At 72.9% G+C, this 16,229-nt stretch carries 15 protein-coding genes; 6 read left to right on the forward strand and 9 right to left on the reverse strand.

Going from position 1 to position 16,229, the window contains the following annotated elements:
* The first annotated feature begins 499 nt into the window (after positions 1-499).
* Positions 500-949, forward strand: coding sequence for a PTS sugar transporter subunit IIA (locus AC07DW_RS15670; protein ID WP_478858203.1), 450 nt, complete (start codon positions 500-502; stop codon positions 947-949).
* A gap of 83 nt (positions 950-1,032) precedes the next feature.
* Complete coding sequence (gene ptsP / locus AC07DW_RS15675; protein ID WP_478858204.1) at positions 1,033-2,703, forward strand: phosphoenolpyruvate--protein phosphotransferase; 1,671 nt, start codon at positions 1,033-1,035, stop codon at positions 2,701-2,703.
* A gap of 72 nt (positions 2,704-2,775) precedes the next feature.
* On the opposite strand, the gene AC07DW_RS15680 is transcribed toward ptsP, so the two are convergent.
* Entirely contained in the window at positions 2,776-3,669 is an 894-nt protein-coding gene (locus tag AC07DW_RS15680) for a hypothetical protein (protein ID WP_478858205.1), read from the reverse strand.
* Positions 3,670-3,682: 13 nt separating this feature from the next.
* Positions 3,683-3,937, reverse strand: a complete 255-nt coding sequence (locus tag AC07DW_RS15685; RefSeq protein WP_478858206.1) for a hypothetical protein — start codon at positions 3,935-3,937, stop codon at positions 3,683-3,685.
* Positions 3,938-4,182: 245 nt separating this feature from the next.
* Here AC07DW_RS15685 and AC07DW_RS15690 point away from each other — a divergent pair, with 245 nt between their 5' ends.
* A complete protein-coding gene (locus AC07DW_RS15690) occupies positions 4,183-4,473 on the forward strand; it encodes a hypothetical protein (RefSeq protein ID WP_478858207.1) in 291 nt (96 codons plus the stop codon).
* Between the two features lies 1 nt (position 4,474).
* On the opposite strand, the gene AC07DW_RS15695 is transcribed toward AC07DW_RS15690, so the two are convergent.
* Together AC07DW_RS15695 and AC07DW_RS15700 are read right to left on the reverse strand one after the other, a co-directional pair.
* Positions 4,475-5,047, reverse strand: coding sequence for a GNAT family N-acetyltransferase (locus AC07DW_RS15695; protein ID WP_478858208.1), 573 nt, complete (start codon positions 5,045-5,047; stop codon positions 4,475-4,477).
* On the reverse strand, positions 5,044-7,029 hold the full coding sequence (locus AC07DW_RS15700) for an acetoacetate--CoA ligase (RefSeq protein ID WP_478858209.1): 1,986 nt from the start codon (positions 7,027-7,029) through the stop codon (positions 5,044-5,046). The genes AC07DW_RS15695 and AC07DW_RS15700 overlap by 4 nt, the downstream gene beginning before the upstream one ends.
* A 223-nt stretch (positions 7,030-7,252) precedes the next feature.
* Between AC07DW_RS15700 and AC07DW_RS15705 the strand changes: the two genes are divergently transcribed.
* Complete coding sequence (locus tag AC07DW_RS15705; RefSeq protein WP_478858210.1) at positions 7,253-9,619, forward strand: glycoside hydrolase family 31 protein; 2,367 nt, start codon at positions 7,253-7,255, stop codon at positions 9,617-9,619.
* Here AC07DW_RS15705 and AC07DW_RS15710 read toward each other — a convergent pair.
* Positions 9,610-10,158: an NUDIX domain-containing protein gene (locus AC07DW_RS15710; RefSeq protein WP_478858329.1), complete on the reverse strand. Its 549-nt coding sequence runs from the start codon at positions 10,156-10,158 to the stop codon at positions 9,610-9,612. The genes AC07DW_RS15705 and AC07DW_RS15710 overlap by 10 nt on opposite strands.
* A gap of 25 nt (positions 10,159-10,183) precedes the next feature.
* Between AC07DW_RS15710 and AC07DW_RS15715 the strand changes: the two genes are divergently transcribed.
* Positions 10,184-11,023, forward strand: coding sequence for a M15 family metallopeptidase (locus AC07DW_RS15715; RefSeq protein ID WP_478858211.1), 840 nt, complete (start codon positions 10,184-10,186; stop codon positions 11,021-11,023).
* A gap of 101 nt (positions 11,024-11,124) precedes the next feature.
* Here AC07DW_RS15715 and AC07DW_RS15720 read toward each other — a convergent pair whose 3' ends face one another.
* From AC07DW_RS15720 to AC07DW_RS15735, 4 genes are read right to left on the reverse strand one after another with little or no spacing between them, the layout of a single operon-like run.
* Complete coding sequence (locus AC07DW_RS15720; protein ID WP_478858212.1) at positions 11,125-11,736, reverse strand: GTP-binding protein; 612 nt, start codon at positions 11,734-11,736, stop codon at positions 11,125-11,127.
* Positions 11,717-12,145, reverse strand: coding sequence for a DUF742 domain-containing protein (locus AC07DW_RS15725; RefSeq protein ID WP_478858213.1), 429 nt, complete (start codon positions 12,143-12,145; stop codon positions 11,717-11,719). The genes AC07DW_RS15720 and AC07DW_RS15725 overlap by 20 nt, the downstream gene beginning before the upstream one ends.
* Positions 12,146-12,155: 10 nt before the next feature.
* Positions 12,156-12,596 (reverse strand): roadblock/LC7 domain-containing protein, encoded by a 441-nt coding sequence (locus AC07DW_RS15730; RefSeq protein WP_478858214.1) that lies wholly within the window; start codon positions 12,594-12,596, stop codon positions 12,156-12,158.
* Entirely contained in the window at positions 12,593-15,349 is a 2,757-nt protein-coding gene (locus AC07DW_RS15735) for a nitrate- and nitrite sensing domain-containing protein (protein ID WP_478858215.1), read from the reverse strand. Before AC07DW_RS15735 ends, AC07DW_RS15730 begins: the two co-directional genes overlap by 4 nt.
* 374 nt (positions 15,350-15,723) lie before the next feature.
* On the opposite strand from AC07DW_RS15735, the gene AC07DW_RS15740 reads away from it, so the two are divergent.
* On the forward strand, positions 15,724-16,146 hold the full coding sequence (locus AC07DW_RS15740) for a hypothetical protein (RefSeq protein WP_478858216.1): 423 nt from the start codon (positions 15,724-15,726) through the stop codon (positions 16,144-16,146).
* The last annotated feature ends 83 nt before the right edge of the window (positions 16,147-16,229 follow it).

Here is a 16,229-nt window from a genome sequence, read left to right on the forward strand (position 1 = left end):
GCACGCTGTTGAGTTCTCAAGGAACGGACGCTTCCTTTGTACTCACCCTCTCGGGCTTTCCTCCGGGCGCTTCCCTTCGGTCTTTCGTGTTTCCAGTCTAGCAGATCCGTTTTCCGTTTCCGCCACCCGCTGGAGCGGGCTGCCGGGCCGTTCTTCGCTTTCGCGCTTTCCCTTTCCGGCGGTTCCGACTCTATCAGCCTTTTTCCGGCCCCTTGACCACTCCGGCACACAGAGGTGTAGACCAGTGGTGTAGACCAGTTAGGATCCGGGCTTGAGAGTCGCTGCCGGCCTCCGACTCAGAGTTGCGTCGTGGCCAAGCAGGGGTACGACCCTACCGCCCGTTGACAGTTGAGGCAAATCGCTTCCGGAGGCCCCTAGGGCCGCCAACCTGAACCTACAGGGCGAAACCTGGACTTCTCATGACATACGCTTCGGATCAGTACGCCGTCCAGGACAGCCAGTGACGGCGCCACAGAATCTCCACCCCTGGGAGGCCCCCATGACCACCGTGACGTCGCCGCTCGAGGGCCGCGCCATCGGACTCGCCGCCGTGCCCGACCCGGTCTTCTCCGGGGCCATGGTCGGCCCGGGTACCGCCATCGACCCGGTGCGTGAGCCGTCCACGGCTGTGGCCCCCGTCGACGGCATCGTCGTGTCCCTTCACCCGCACGCCTTCGTGGTCGTGGACGGCGAGGGGCACGGAGTGCTCACGCACCTGGGCATCGACACCGTCCAGCTCAACGGCGAGGGCTTCGAGCTGCTCGTGAACAAGGGGGACACCGTCACGCGGGGGCAGGCCGTCGTGCGCTGGAACCCCGCTGCCGTCGAGGCGGCCGGCAAGTCACCGATCTGCCCGATCGTGGCCCTGGAGGCGACCGCGGACTCCCTCGGCGACCTCGTCGAGAGCGGTGAGGTCAAGGACGGCGACTCGCTCTTCTCCTGGCGGTGACGCCGGGGCCGTCGGCACCGACGGCAGTGGGTCGGGACATTCAACGTGGCGGTCCGGCCGCCACTCGATCGGAGACAGGTGTAATGGAGACAACGCTGCGGGGCGTCGGCGTGAGCCACGGTGTGGCGATCGGCGAGGTCCGCCACATGGGCACGGCGGTCCTCGAGCCGCCGGCGAAGCAGATCCCGGCCGAGGAGGCGGAGCGCGAACAGGGGCGCGCCCGCCAGGCCGTCGAGGCGGTGGCGGCCGATCTGATCGCGCGCGGCAACCTGGCTGGTGGTGAGGCCCAGGCCGTGCTGGAGGCCCAGGCCATGATGGCGCAGGACCCCGAGCTGATGGCCGACGTCGAACGCCGTATCGCCGTGGGGAGTACGGCCGAGCGGGCGGTGTACGACGCGTTCGCCGCCTACCGGGCGCTGCTGGCCGGTGCCGGGGAGTACCTGGCCGGTCGGGTCGCGGACCTGGACGACGTGCGGAACCGGATCGTGGCGCGGCTGCTGGGTGTGCCGATGCCGGGCGTTCCGGACAGTGACGAGCCGTACGTGCTGATCGCGCGGGACCTGGCTCCGGCGGACACGGCGCTGCTGGACCCGGCTCTGGTGCTCGGTTTCGTGACCGAGGAGGGCGGGCCGACCAGCCACAGCGCGATCCTGGCGCGGGCGCTGGGTGTGCCCGCGGTGGTGGCGCTGCCGGGGGCCGGTGAGCTGGCCGAGGGCACGGTGATCGCGGTCGACGGCAGCACGGGCGAGATCTTCGTGCAGCCGAGCGACGAGAAGCGGGCGGAGTTGGAGCGGGCGGCGGCGGCGCGCAAGGCGGCCCTGTCGGCGGCGACCGGTCCGGGCGCGACGTCGGACGGGCACAAGGTGCCGTTGCTGGCGAACGTCGGCGGGCCGGCCGATGTGCCGGCGGCCGTGGAGGCCGGGGCCGAGGGTGTGGGTCTGTTCCGTACCGAGTTCCTGTTCCTGGACGACAGTGAGCGGGCGCCGTCGGAGGCCAAGCAGGTCGAGGCGTACCGCAAGGTGCTGGAGGCGTTCCCGGAGGGCCGGGTGGTCGTGCGGGTGCTGGACGCGGGTGCGGACAAGCCGCTGGACTTCCTGACGCCGGCGGACGAGCCGAACCCGGCGCTGGGTGTGCGGGGTCTGCGGACGCTGCTGGACCACCCGGAGGTGCTGCGGACGCAGCTGTCGGCGCTGTCGAAGGCGGCCGAGGGGCTGCCGGTGTACCTCGAGGTCATGGCGCCGATGGTGGCGGACCGTGCGGATGCCAGGGCCTTCGCGGACGCCTGTCGGCGGGCGGGGCTCCGGGCGAAGTTCGGTGCGATGGTGGAGATCCCGTCGGCGGCGCTGCGGGCGCGTTCGATCCTGCAGGAGGTGGAGTTCCTGTCGCTGGGTACGAACGATCTGGCGCAGTACACGTTCGCCGCCGACCGGCAGGTGGGCGCGGTGTCCCGGTTGCAGGACCCGTGGCAGCCGGCGCTGCTCGACCTGGTGGCGCTCGCGGCCGAGGCGGCCAGGGCCGAGGGCAAGAGCTGTGGTGTGTGCGGTGAGGCCGCTGCTGATCCGCTGCTCGCCTGTGTGCTGACGGGTCTGGGTGTCACCTCCCTGTCGATGGGTGCGGCGTCGATTCCGTATGTGCGGGCGACGCTGGCCAAGTACACGCTGGCGCAGTGCGAGCGGGCGGCTGCCGCCGCGCGGGCCACGGACTCGGCCGAGGAGGCGCGCCTCGCGGCGCAGGCGGTCCTGTCCGGGGAGTAGTTTCCGGGAGCGAGGTCGTTGGAGGGGCTTTCCCGCCGGTGGGCGGGGAAGCCCCTCCTCGTTCGCCGGGGCTCAGTGGTGGGTGGGCCAGGGGTCGTCGGGAGTGATGTCGAATCCGGCTCGGTAGTCGACGCCGGGTTCCGGTGAGAGGGGCTCTCCGGTGTCGGCGTCGGTGCAGTAGGCGTTGAACACCTGGGCCTCGGTGAGCGGGACGAGCCGGCCGCGGTCGAGGCGCCAGCCGTGGACGCGGTCGGGTGCGGCCGGGGTGGTGGTGCGCAGGACGAGGCCTCCGGGGCTTTCCAGGGCGATCCCGGCGGCGAGGACGGTGACGAATTCGGCCGCTTCGGTGGTGTCGAGCACGGCGGGGCCGGTGGTGGGCCGGTCGGTGTGGAGGGCGGCGAGGAGTTGTTCGTCGGCGGGGATGCTGAGGACGAGGTGGTGGGTGCCGGGTCCGGCTGCTTCGAGCAGCCGGGTCAGCGTGTGCGTGGCCTGGTCGAAGGCGGCGCGGCCGATGTCCTGGCCGCAGTCGGCGCACTCGCCGATGTCGGTGAGGAGCATGGTGGCGTACTCCCAGGTGGCCTGCCGGACCGCGCGGTGGATGAGCGTCGGGACGAGCCGGTCGATGGGCTGGCCGGTGTAGGCGACGGAGGCGCCGGTGGCGGCGACCTCGGCGGTGAAGCGGCTGCGGCTGGCCGGGGAGTCGGGGTCGAGTCCCGTCTCGGCGCAGTAGTCGGCGTAGTCCTCGGGGTCGAAGAGGGCGACGGTCGTGTGTCCGCCCTCGCCGACGAGGGTCTTGAGGAGCTCTTCGACCTGGTGGAGGTAGGTGTCGTGGTCGTCGAAGGTGAAGGTGCGGTAGCGGCGGCGCATCGCGGTGAAATCCTGGTCGTCGGCGAGGAGGCCGACGGTGCTCGGTACTTCGCGGCGCAGTGCGCGTCGCATGGTCGCCGTGTCCTTGTCGTGTGCCATGGATCCCCCTTGTTCACTGGTGCTCACTCACAGTAATCGGCGGTACTGACAACGGGCCGGGTGCCGGCCGTCGGCGGACCAGGCGGCGCCGGGCGGGGCAGGCGGGGGGGCCGGTGGTGATGACGGCGGTGACCGGGAGGGGTCCGGCGCTGCGTTGGGTGGAGGCGGCGAGCCCGTGGACGCCGAGGTAGGCGCCTTGGGCCTCCGTGGGGGCGAGGGCGACGGAGAGTTCCCAGGACGCGGTGGCGTGGACGATCCACAGCGGCATGCCGACCTGGAGGATCGCGCCGTCGGGGAAGAGGGCGGCTTCGGTGGCGGTGAAGAGGAGGAAGCTGCGGTCGCGCCAGGGGCTGGACGGCTTGGGGGGGTGGCGGGGGCCGGGGTGGTGGAGGTGGCGGCGATTTGGGCGGGGGGCGGGGGTTCGGCGCCACGGAGGGAGGGGGCGGCGATGACGACGTACGACAGGGCGTTGCCGATGACGAGGGTCCGGTGCGCGGTGCGCAGGTGCGGAGCGTGTCCAAGCACCTGGGCATCGGCCCGCGGTGGGCGGGGCCGGCGTGCGACGGTATCCGGGCGCACGGGGCGAGCGGGCTGAACGTGTGGGTGCCGGTGCGCGACGAGTCGGCGGTGGTGAACGGGGTGCGGTCGGCGGGCTGGTGGGTGGCGGCGGTGGCCCGGTTCCGGATCGCGGCGCCCACCGGCGTACGGGTCACGGCGGCGGAGCTGGAAGCGGCCGACGCGGCGGCGCCGGCCTCGGACTTCGCCGCCGTGCCGGTCGGGTCCGAGGCCATGTACGGCGGGTGAGTCAGAGGCTCTCGAAGGGGTGCTCGCGGGCGAACTCCGGGGCCGTCATCCCCAGGAGGACGAGGTCGTGGTGGCGGCCCGCGAAGTATTCGTGGTCGCGCAGTCTGCCCTCCTCGGTGAAGCCGAGCCCGCGGTGCAGGGCGAGCGAGGCGTCGTTGAACGCGTGGATGCCCGCCTCGCACTTGTGGTAGCGCCGCTCACCGAACATGAAGCGCAGCAGCAGGATCACGGCGTCGCTGGCGTAGCCGCGCCGCTGGTGCTCGTGGCCGATGCCGATGCCGTACCGGAAGCGGCCGGCGCGCGGGTCGGTGGCGTGGGTGGAGAGCGATCCGACGAGTTCGCCGGTGTCCAGGGCTTCGACGGCGAGCCGGAAGCCGTCGCCCGCCGGCGGGGCGACGGACTGCTCGGCCGCCCACGCGTGGTACCGCTCGGCGGAGCGCGGGGGGTGGAGGACGTCGACGGAGCGCTGGTGCCGGCTGTGGGCGTCGAACTCCATGAACGCCTGCCAGTCCTCCGGCTCGATGCCCCTGAGCCGTACCCGCCTTCCCGTCCACAGGGAGCCGTGGGCGCTCACCGGGTCTTCCGGGCCCGTTCGCGGGCGAGGTCCTCGTAGAACCGGAGCAGGTCGAGATTGTCGACGGAGCCGGGGTTGACGGCCTTGGCGAGGTCGGTGCCCTGGAGCATGCGCTTGACCGGGACCTCGATGCGCTTGCCGGTGAGGGTGTGCGGGACGCCGGGGACCTCGATGATCTCGTCCGGGACGTGGCGCGGGGACAGCTCCTCCCGGATGATCCGCTTGATACGGGCGACCAGTTCGTCGTCCAGGGCGGCCCCTTCGGCGAGGTGGACGAAGAGCGGCATCCAGTAGCCGCCGTCGGGCTCCTCCAGTCCGATGACGAGGGATTCGCGGATCTCCGGGAGGCGTTCCACGGCCTCGTAGATGTCGGCGCTTCCCATACGGACGCCCTGGCGGTTCAAGGTGGAGTCGGAGCGGCCGTGGATGACGACGGAGCCGTGGTCGGTGATGGTGATCCAGTCGCCGTGGCGCCACACGCCGGGGTACATGTCGAAGTAGCTGTCGTGGTACCGGCTGCCGTCGGGGTCGTTCCAGAAGCGGACCGGCATGGAGGGCATGGGGTTGGTGACGACCAGCTCCCCCACCTCTCCGATGACGGGCTTTCCCCGCGGGTCCCAGGCCTGGAGGTCGGTGCCCAGGCAGGCGGCCTGGAGCTCCCCGATGTGCACGGGCAGGGTGGGCACCGCGCCGGCGAAGCAGCTGCACACGTCCGTGCCGCCGCTGACGGAGGCGATCCACAGGTCGTCGCGCACCTCGTCGTGGAGCCAGCGGAAGCCGTCCGGCGGGAGCGGTGAGCCGGTGGTGGCGACGCAGGTGACGCGGGACAGGTCGTGGTCGCGGGAGGGGTGGACGCCGGCCTTGCGGCAGGCCATGACGTACGCGGCGGAGGTGCCGTACAGGGTGGCGCCGGTGATCTCGGCGACGCGCCACTGGGCGCCGGTGTTCGGGTGGCCGGGGCTGCCGTCGTACACGACCACCGTGGTGCCGGTGAGCAGTCCGGAGACGAGGAAGTTCCACATCATCCAGCCGGTGGAGGTGTACCAGAAGAACCGGTCCTCGGGGCCCAGGTCGCAGTGGAGCCCGAGCTGCTTGTAGTGCTCCAGGAGGATGCCGCCCTGGGACTGGACGATCGCCTTGGGCAGGCCGGTCGTGCCGGAGGAGTACAGCACCCACAGGGGGTGGCCGAAGGGGACCGGCTCGAAGACCGGCTCCGTGTCCCCCGCCGTGAGGACGGACCATTCGAGGGCGCCTTCGGGTGCCTCGGTGCCGAGGAGCGGGATGTGCACGACCGCGCGCAGTGAGGGCAGTTCGCGGCGGAGTTCGGCGACGGTGTCGCGGCGGTCGTGCTCCTTGCCGCCGTAGCGGTAGCCGTCGACGGTGAACAGCACGACCGGCTCGACCTGCTGGAACCGGTCGAGGACGCTGCGGGCGCCGAAGTCGGGGGCGCAGGAGGTCCACACGGCGCCGACGGCGGCGGTGGCGAGGAGCGCGGTGACCGCCTGGGGGATGTTCGGCAGGTAGCCGCTGACGCGGTCGCCGGGGCGTACGCCGAGGGCGCGCAGCTCGGCGGCGAGGGCGCCCACCTGGCGGCGCAGCTCGGCCCAGCTGACGGGCGTCACTTCCTGCGTCTCGTCCACGTGCAGGAGGGCGGGCGCGTCGGGCCGGTCGGCGGCGGCACGCAGGGCGTGCTCGGCGTAGTTGAGGGTGGCGCCGGGGAACCACTGGGCGCCGGGCATGGAGCGGTCGCCGAGGACGCGCTCGTACGGCGTGGAGAACCGGATGTCGAACCACTCGGCGACCGCCTGCCAGAAGGAGTCGAGGTGGTCGACCGACCAGCGGTGCAGTGCGGCGTAGCCGCCGTCGGCCGGTGCGCCGTGCCGCTCGGCCGCCCAGGCCTGGAAGCGGGTCACCCCCGCCGAGTCGATGCGGTCCTGGCCGGGCTGCCAGAGCGGCTCGGGGTGGGCGTGCTCTGTGGTCATGGGGCTGCTCCCTGGCTGTACGTCCCTGTACGCGGGTCTGCGTGGGGTCGCGCGCACGTGCGGGGGTGTGCGCGTGACGCGGCTGACAGGACGATGCCATGTGATCGTTGTTCGCACCAGGGCTCTCCACCCATGGTCGGCGGGATGAACATGTGCGCCCACCACGGGTGAACGGCAGTTGAACGGGGCCTGCGGGTGCTGGAGCGGGTGGCAGGGTGAACGCATGGACGGTCGTGATCTGGTGCGCTCGGTGAGGATCTTCAGCACGGTACGGGGGCTGCGGGCGATGCGGTCGGCGTGGCGGCAGCGGCGGGCGGACGCCGTCGAACTGCGGCCTCGGGGGGCGGAGCGGGCCCGGGTGCCGGGACCCGCGGAGGGGGCCGAGCCGCTGCCGGGCGGCGGGATCGTCCGGTTCGCCCGGTCGTGGGTGCGGGTGTGCGTGGGCAGCGGCGGCACGGTGTTCTGGGGCTGGGACGGGGCGGAGCCGCTGCCGTCGTACGCGCTGGCGGGCCGGCCGCCGGAGCCGGATCCCCGGGCGGAGCTGGAGCCCGACAAGGGTGGCGGCTGGCGGGTGGTGTCGGAGCGGGTGACGGTCGCCGTGTCGCGCAACGGCGCCGTTGAGGTGCGTACGCCCGGCGGGGTGGTACTGCGGCGGGAGCTGCCGCCCAGGTGGTGGGAGCCGGTCGCCGGGGGGCCCGCGCGGTGGGTGCAGCGGACGGAGGTGCCGGCCGACGCGCGGTTCTTCGGGCTGGGCGGGCGGGCGGCCGGCCCGCGGCTGCGCGGCGGGACCTACCGGCTGTGGAACACCGACCCGCGCGGCAGCTTCGCCCCCGGCGACGACCCGCTCTACCTCACCATGCCGGTGCAGCTGGTGGTGTCGGACGCCGGGACGCACCTGGCGTTCCACGACAACACCTGGGACGGGCTGGTGACGCTGCGGGAGGGCGAGGAGGGCGCGGGCTCCGGGCACGACCGGCCGGGGGCGAGCGAGGTGCGGATGAGCGGCGGGCCGCTGCGCTGCTGGGTGGTGGTCGGCAGCCCCGCGCGCGTGCTGCACGGCTGGTCGGTGCTGACCGGTGCTCCCGCGCTGCCGCCGTCGTGGGCGCTGGGGCCGCAGCACGCCCGGTGGGGGTTCGGCAGCGAGGCGGAGGTGCGGCGGGTGGTGGCCGGCTACCGGGAGCGTGACCTGCCGCTGTCGGCGCTGCACCTGGACATCGACCACTACGACCGGCACCAGGTGTTCACGGTGGACCGGGAGCGGTTCCCCGACCTGCCCCGCCTCGCGCGGGAGCTGCGGGAGGAGGGCGTGCGGCTGGTGTCGATCGTCGATCCGGGGGTGAAGGCGGAGCGGGGGAACGCGGTCTACGAGAGCGGCGCCGTCGTCGGGGCCGCCGGGGCGTACGTGCGCGACGCCAGGGGGGCGGAGGTGCGGGGCGTGGTGTGGCCGGGTGAGTGCGTGTACCCGGACTTCACGGATCCGGCGGTACGGGAGTGGTGGGGAGGGTTGTACGAGGAGCGGCTCGCGCAGGGGTTCTCCGGGGTGTGGCACGACATGAACGAGCCGGTGTCCTTCACGCCGTTCGGCGACATGACGCTGCCGCGTTCGGCGCGGCACGCGCTGGAGGGCCGGGGCGGTGACCACCGGGAAGCCCACAACGTGTACGGGCTGGCGATGGCACGGGCCGGGTACGAGGGCCTGCGGCGGCTGCGTCCGGACGAGCGCCCGTTCCTGTTCTCGCGCTCCGGGTGGGCGGGGATGCAGCGGTACGGGGGCACGTGGTCGGGCGACGTGTCGACCGGGTGGCCGGGGCTGCGGGCCTCGCTGTCGCTGGTGCTGGGGCTGGGGCTGTGCGGGGTGCCTTACTCGGGTCCGGACGTGGGCGGGTTCGACGGCAGCCCGTCACCGGAGCTGTTCCTGCGGTGGTTCCAGCTCGGTGCCTGGCTGCCGCTGTTCCGCACGCACGCGGCGATCGACGCGGGGCGGCGCGAGCCGTGGGAGTTCGGCCCGGAGGTGCTGGAGTACGCCCGGGCGGCGCTGGCGGAGCGGGAGCGGCTGCGGCCCTACTTCGTGACGCTGGCGCGGCTGGCGCGGGTCACGGGCGCACCCTATGCGCGGCCGGTGTGGTGGGGCTCCCCGGAGGAGCGGGCGCTGCGCGACTGCGAGGACGCCTTTCTGCTGGGGGACGCGCTGCTGGTGGCGCCCGTGCTGGAGCGCGGGACGGACCGGCGGGCGGTGCGGCTGCCGCGCGGGCACTGGTACGACACGGCGACGGGCCAGGTGTACGAGGGCCCCGGGCAGGTCCTGGTGGACGCGCCGCTGTCGCGGATCCCGGTGCTCGCCCGGGCGGGTGCGGTGATCCCGGTGCGGGGCGCGGACGGGGTGGACGAGCTGGAGGTGTGGGCCCCGGCCGCGGGGCGCACCGGTGGCGGGCTGGTGGTGCGGGACGCCGGGGACGGCTGGGCGGAGGCGGAGGTCGAGCGGTACACGTCCCGGCTGGTCGACGGCCGGGTGGTGGTGGAGCGGGTCACGGACGACGGCGCGGTGGAGGTCGCGGGGAGGGTGCGGGTGCGGGGGGCGGGTCAGGCGTAGCGGCCCGCGAACCAGTTGGCGACGGCCGCCGTGTGGAGGGGGAAGGCCAGTTCCGCCGGGGCGCGCAGCAGGTGGTGCCCGGCCGTCTCGTCGGTGGCGGCGGAGGGCGGGAGACCGGCGGCGGGGCGTTCGGGCAGGAGGCCGAAGACCAGCAGGTGCCCGGCGGGCGAGCTCATCGCGTCGGCCAGGGTCACCTCGCCGGCGGCGGCCTCGATGCCGGTCTCCTCCTTGAGCTCGCGCACCACCGCGTCCCGCCAGTCCTCGGCGTGGTCGATGAACCCGCCGGGCAGGGCGATGCCGCCGCGCTGCGGCTCGATGGTGCGGGTGATGACGACGAGGCCCGTGCCGTGCGCGTCGGTCGCGGGCAGCAGTGCCACGGCGACGGGCAGCGGGTTGCGGTGGGCGACGGCGCCGCAGCCCGGGCAGGCGCGCGGCCAGCCGGTACCGGCCGGGTAGGGGGCGCCGCAACTCGTGCAATGGGAGTCCTTCACGGTGAGGGACTGTACCGGCCCGGTCCGCACCTGGTAGACGGTGTGCATGACAGGGCGCGCATCGGTGGCATCCATGGGCTTCGTGGCAGCCGTGGCATCTTCGGGAGGTTTCGTGGCTTCCGTCTTCCGGGTCCTGGTGGCGACCGCCACCGCGTTCCTCTTCGTGTCGGCGGCCGCGGCGCCCGTGGCCCGGGCCACGCCGGAGCCGAAGGCCCCGGAGGAGTTCACGGCCCTCCGCTCCATCGACCCGACGATCATCCAGGAGATGCGCTACACGACCGCGCACAACTTCGTCGGCGAACCGGTGGACGGCTACCGGCAACCGGTGTGCATCCTGACCCGGCCGGCCGCGCGGGCGCTGCACCGGGCACAGGTGAAGCTGCTGCGGCGGGGCTACTCGCTGAAGGTGTACGACTGTTACCGGCCGCAGCGGGCCGTGGACCACTTCGTCCGGTGGGCGAAGGACCTGCGGGACGAGGAGATGAAGGCGGAGTTCTATCCGCTGGTGGCCAAGTCACGGCTCTTCGCGGACGGGTACATCGCCGAGAAGTCGGGGCACAGCCGGGGCTCCACGGTGGACGTGACGGTCGTGAGGCTTCCCGCGGCGCCGACCCGTCCCTACGAGCCGGGCGAGGAACTGGTGCCCTGCTACGCCCCGCGGGAGGAACGCTTCCCCGACAACTCCGTGGACATGGGGACGGGTTTCGACTGTTTCGACACCCTTTCCCACACGGACGACCCGCGTGTCCGGGGAGTGCGGCGGGCGAACCGGCAGCTGCTGAGGAACGCGCTCGGCGCGGAGGGGTTCGTCAACCTCCCCGAGGAGTGGTGGCACTTCACGTACAAGCCGGAACTGTTTCCCGGCACGTACTTCGACTTCCCGGTCTCCAGGCGGTCGGTGGCGGGGCACTGACTCCTCACCGACGCGGCCGGCCGGGGTCGGACACGACGCCGGGGAGATCGGGGACGCGGCCCGCACCCCGGTCGGCGGGGCGGGGTACGGGCCGCGACGGCTCAGGTGGTGACGGGCTCGCGGGTGCGGGCGGCGAGGGTCAGGGCGTGCTCGACCACGGCGACGAGAACCGCCTTGACCGATTCCCGTTCCCGCGCGTCGCACATCATCAGCGGCACCTCCGGGTCGAGGTCCAGTGCCGTCCTGACCGTCTCGGCGGGAAAGCGTGCCGTCCCCTCGAAGCAGTTGACGGCCACCGCGAAGGGGATGCCGCGCCGCTCGAAGTAGTCGATCGCGGCGAAGCTGTCCTCCAGGCGGCGGGTGTCGCACAGCACCACCGCCCCGAGGGCACCCTGCGCCAGCTCGTCCCACAGGAACCAGAAGCGGTCCTGGCCCGGCGTGCCGAAGAGGTACAGCACCAGGTCCTCGCGGACCGTGATGCGTCCGAAGTCCATGGCGACCGTGGTGGTGGACTTCGTCTCGACGCCGTGCAGGTCGTCGACCGGCCGGCCCGCCTCGGTGAGGGTCTCCTCGGTGCGCAGCGGCCGGATCTCGCTGACCGCGCCCACCAGGGTGGTCTTGCCCACCCCGAACCCGCCCGCGACCAGGATCTTCAGCGTCACCGGCTCGACCGGTCGCTTTCTGCGGCCGGTGCTAGAGCGCCCGAAGGCCATTGATCACCTCACGGAGGATGCTGACGTCCGGCAGCTCGGCCGGCGGTACAGGACGGGTTACGTGGACGAGTTCGTCCTCGACGAGATCACCGACCAGGACGCGGACCACCCCGACGGGGAGGTCCAGTCCGGAGGCCAGCTCGGCGATCGACCGGGGAAGGTCGCTGCACCGCTCGACGATCTCGACGTGTTCGGGTGACAACGTCTGGTCGCGGCCGGGATCGTCGGCCGCGGGCTCGGGGACGACCACCGCGATGAGGTCGAGGCGGTGGCGGGTGGCGCTGCTGGTGCGGCCGCGTGTCATCGCGTACGGGCGGACCACCGGGCCCGCGTCGTCGTCGAACCAGTGGTGCGGCTCACGGCGGTCGCGGCGTCTGTGCCGGCTGTGCGGCCCTGCTGCGTCACTCATCGCATCCCCCTCACCCTCCGGCGTGCAGTCCGGTCCGAGGTGCCGTCGCGAGGTGTACCCCGACCCGCTTGACCATCAGCGTCATCTCGTACGCGACGAGACCGACGTCCGAGTCGGCGTCCGCGAGCACGGCGAGGCAGCTGCCGTCGCCCGCGGCCGTGACGAAGAGGAAGGCGTCCTCCAGCTCGACCACGGTCTGGCGGACGCGGCCGGCGTCGAAGTGGCGGCCGACGCCCTTCGCGAGGCTGTGGAACCCGGAGGCCACGGCCGCCATGTGCTCGCTGTCCTCGCGGCTGAGGTCCTTGGAGGCCCCGGTCGCCAGGCCGTCGCTGGAGAGCACCAGTGCCTTGCGGATGGAGCCGACCCGGTCGACCAACTCGTCGAGGAGCCAGTTCAGTTCGCCGGTCGAGCCGGTCGAGTCGGGTGCTGCTGCGGCGTTCGGTGCGGTCATCGACCGTCCCCCTCGGGTGTCGTTCCTCGTGCTGTATCGCCGTGGCCGGCGGGCGGGTGGCTCTCGGCGTTCTGTCTGCGCCCGCGCTGCCAGCCTCGTTGCATCGCCGCCATACGGCTGCGTACTTCTTCCGCTTCGCGTTCGGTGGCGCTTCCCGAATCGCGGTCGGTGTTCCTGTCCTCCGTGGTGGCGCGCCGGGCGGCCTCCCTGAGCTGGGGCGCGAGGCTCGCCTGGCGGACGCGCCGGGGCAGGCCGCGGAGCAGCAGGGTGGCGTCGTCGGGGGTGGTGCTCCCCTCCGGCGCCCGGGGCGCGGGCCCGGTGCGCGCGGTCCTGGTGCGCGCGGGCTGCGCGGGCGTGGCGTCGGCGCGGGGCCGAGCGGGTGCGGTTTCGCCGGATGCGGTTTCCGCGGGGGCGCCGGGGGCCGGGTGCGAGCGGCCCCGCTCGCCCAGGCGCCGGCCGCGGTGCGCGACGAGGGTGGGCGGTTTGCGGCGCGGGAGCGGGACGAGCCCGCCCGCCGTCCCCTCCGGGGCGGCCTGGTCGGTGGCCTGCTGGTGCTGCTCCTGGTCGGTGTGGCCGCCGGCCACCGGGCGCAGCGGCGGACGGGCGCGGAACAGCCCGCCGCGCTCGCTGTCCGTCGCCTCCAGGTCGCCGAGCCGGTCGTCGAGGTCGGTGAGGCCGGCGAGCCGGTCGTCGAGGCCGAGCGCGCCCACCGGTGCCTCCAGCTCGACCGGTCCGTCGAGGACGGACGGGCCGGTGGTGGCGGACAGGCCGGAGGGCACCTTGGAGAGCGCCGCCCGCCGGTGCGGGGCGTCCTTGCCGCCCTTGCGGTCGAGGCGGAAACCGGCGCCCTGGGTCTCGGGCGCGTCGGTGAGCAGCGCGGCCGGGATGAACACGACCGCGGTGGTCCCTCCGTACGGGGAGGGCTGGAGCGAGACCCGCACGTTCTGGCGCTGCGCGAGGCGGCTGATGACGAAGAGGCCGAGCCGGTCGGTGTCGGAGAGCTCGAACTCGGGGGTCTCGGCGAGCCGCAGGTTGGCGTCGAGCAGCGCTTCGGGGGTCATGCCCAGGCCGCGGTCGTCGATCTCGAGGGTGAAGCCGTTGGCGACCCGCTCGCCGTGCACGTGGACGGCGGTGTGCGGCGGGGAGAACACGGTGGCGTTCTCCAGGAGTTCGGCGATGAGGTGGGTGAGGTCGGCGACCGCCGGGCCGCCGACGCCGATGCGCGGCAGGCGCCGCACCTCGACGCGCTCGTAGTCCTCGACCTCCGCCACCGCGGCCCGTACGACGTCCATCAGCTGGACCGGCTTGCGCCACTGCCGTGAGGGCGCGGCGCCGGAGAGGATGACCAGGCCCTCGGCGTGGCGCCGCATGCGGGTGGTCAGGTGGTCCAGACGGAACAGGTCGGCGAGTTCCTCGGTGTCCTCGGTGCGCCGCTCCATGGTGTCGAGGAGGGTGAGCTGGCGGTGGAGGAGCACCTGGTTGCGCCGGGCGAGGTTGACGAACACCTCGGACACGCCGCGCCGCATGTCGGCCTGCTTGACGGCCGCCTCCACCGCGGCCCGCTGGAGGGTGTTGAGGGCCTGGCCGACCTGGCCGACCTCGTCCTTCTCGTACTCCAGGTGGGGCACTTCGGTCTCGACGTCGACGTGTTCGCCGGCGGCGAGGCGGCGCATCACGCTGGGCAGCCGTACGCCGGAGACCTCCTGGGCCTCCTTGCGCAGCCGGCGCAGGTCGCGCACGAGGCCCCGGCCGACGCGTACGGAGACGACGACCGATACGAGCAGGGCGAGGAAGCCGAGCACGCCGGCGACGCCCGCCTTCAGCAGGACGCTGTGGGCGACGGGCTCGACGCGGTCCTGGTAGCGGTTGCCGGCCTCGGTGTTCTGGCGGGCGAGTTCGTCGAGGACCGGGGTCGCCAGTTCCTCCCAGCGCACGGCGTCGATCGTGCGGGGCCCGTCCGTGGCCCCCGCGGCGAGCAGCGCGTCCTCTGCGTCGCGCAGCGGTCCGGTCTCGGGGCCGCGCCAGTACGTCTGGAAGACGCCCCGTTCGGAGCCGGGCATGAGCTCCAGGTTGACCTCGTACAGCAGCTCGCGGTGGGCTGCGAGGTCGGAGATGGCGCGGAGTTCCTGGGTGGTGATCCTGTTGCCGATGAGCGAGGAGACCACCAGGGCGTCCTCGCGGGACAGCATCTCGCGGGCCCGTACGACGCCAATCAGGGCCCGGCCCTGCTTGTCCATCTCCACGTTCTCCACGGCGTGGAGGTTGGTGAGGAAGCTGTAGCAGGGATCCACGAGGCGGTTGTAGAAGTCCAGCGCCTGGAGGCGGCCCACGGCGCGGCTCTCGACGGACCGGCGCAGTGCGGTGAGGTCGTCGAGCGCTGCGAGGAGCGAGTCGAGCCTGCCGGACGCCTGGGCGCTCAGGGCGTCGACGACCCCTGGGTCCTTGGCGCTGGCGCGGATCCTGGCGATGGCCCGGTCGGTCGCGGTGCGGTCGCGGCGGAGTGCGGGCAGGGCCTCGGCGGAACGCGGGTCGGCGAGGTAGATCAGCGTCTGCCGGCGCTCCCGCTGAATGACGTTGATGGTCTCCTCGAGGGGGTGCGCGACACGCTCGACTATGTGACCGACGTCGAGGAGCTGGCCTGCCTCACGGCCCGTGATGTAGGTCGCGAATCCCCAGAGACCGGTGAGGGAGAGAAGCGGCACGAGGAGCAACGCCACGATCTTCCTGCGGATCGACTTCCCGCGAAAGCGCATGGCCTCCCCCACTCGCACCCGCCTGTCGCCCGGCGTGGGTGTACACATCAACGCAGCAATAAACGGCGTGAGCCTACTACTGCACCACGGACAACTCGAAGGGACGTCCGGGCGATTTTCGGCCGCAGCACGCTACGCAGATCATGAGTTGTCCTGCTATTCGGCGAGTTGACGATCGGCGCTTTGGTGGATGACACCTGGCTGGGCGTCACTTCTCATTCATGCGCGGATGGCTGGAATTATGTGTTCCTGGGGAATCTTCCCCGGCCATCGATCGTCCTTCTGTACAGGGGAGGCGAGTTCCGCCGGCGTAAAGCGGCTCGAGACGGGCAGCCAACCCAGGAGACGGTCGGGCGTGGGGAGTGGCGGTTCGGATGGAGACGGCGGCACGGAACGAATTGTGGGTGGAGGAACCGGTGGGGCGGCGCAGGCTCCCCGATCCGGTGCGCACGGCGGCGGTGCGTGCGGTGCTGATCACGTCCCTGACGCTGGTACAGGCGGTGATCGCGTTCTTCTGCACGCTCACGGCTTCCTGGCTGGCCTTCCCGATGGTGCTCGGCAGCGTGGCCGGCACGGTGGTAGCGACCTGGTCCGTGCTGGACGTGTGGGTGACCCGGCAGGTGTGGAACCAGCGCCACGGCGTGGTGTCGATCCCCAGCAGCACGGCACGCCGGCTGCGCCGGGAACGCCGCCGGGCCGAACGGGCGGCGCGTGCGGAGGGCCGTGGGGCGGCGCGTGGGACGGCGCGCATACCGGAGCGGCGGGGCACGGGCGACAACCGGCTGTCGCGGGCCTGACGTCCGGTACGGGCCGAACCCCCGGACCGTGATGCCCGCGCGGGCGGGTTCCGGTGCGGGCCGGCTCCGGTACGGCGGGGCGT

This window comes from Streptomyces sp. NPDC045701, from assembly GCF_056432045.1.

Coding starts and splice junctions, on each gene's coding strand:
- AC07DW_RS15740 (WP_478858216.1), top strand. CDS start 15,724: ATGGAGACGGCGGCACGGAACGAATTGTGGGTGGAGGAACCGGTGGGG.
- AC07DW_RS15720 (WP_478858212.1), bottom strand. CDS start 11,736: ATGGCCTTCGGGCGCTCTAGCACCGGCCGCAGAAAGCGACCGGTCGAG.
- ptsP (WP_478858204.1), top strand. CDS start 1,033: ATGGAGACAACGCTGCGGGGCGTCGGCGTGAGCCACGGTGTGGCGATC.
- AC07DW_RS15670 (WP_478858203.1), top strand. CDS start 500: ATGACCACCGTGACGTCGCCGCTCGAGGGCCGCGCCATCGGACTCGCC.
- AC07DW_RS15705 (WP_478858210.1), top strand. CDS start 7,253: ATGGACGGTCGTGATCTGGTGCGCTCGGTGAGGATCTTCAGCACGGTA.
- AC07DW_RS15700 (WP_478858209.1), bottom strand. CDS start 7,029: ATGACCACAGAGCACGCCCACCCCGAGCCGCTCTGGCAGCCCGGCCAG.
- AC07DW_RS15725 (WP_478858213.1), bottom strand. CDS start 12,145: ATGAGTGACGCAGCAGGGCCGCACAGCCGGCACAGACGCCGCGACCGC.
- AC07DW_RS15685 (WP_478858206.1), bottom strand. CDS start 3,937: ATGCCGCTGTGGATCGTCCACGCCACCGCGTCCTGGGAACTCTCCGTC.
- AC07DW_RS15735 (WP_478858215.1), bottom strand. CDS start 15,349: ATGCGCTTTCGCGGGAAGTCGATCCGCAGGAAGATCGTGGCGTTGCTC.
- AC07DW_RS15710 (WP_478858329.1), bottom strand. CDS start 10,158: ATGCACACCGTCTACCAGGTGCGGACCGGGCCGGTACAGTCCCTCACC.
- AC07DW_RS15730 (WP_478858214.1), bottom strand. CDS start 12,596: ATGACCGCACCGAACGCCGCAGCAGCACCCGACTCGACCGGCTCGACC.
- AC07DW_RS15680 (WP_478858205.1), bottom strand. CDS start 3,669: ATGGCACACGACAAGGACACGGCGACCATGCGACGCGCACTGCGCCGC.
- AC07DW_RS15715 (WP_478858211.1), top strand. CDS start 10,184: ATGGGCTTCGTGGCAGCCGTGGCATCTTCGGGAGGTTTCGTGGCTTCC.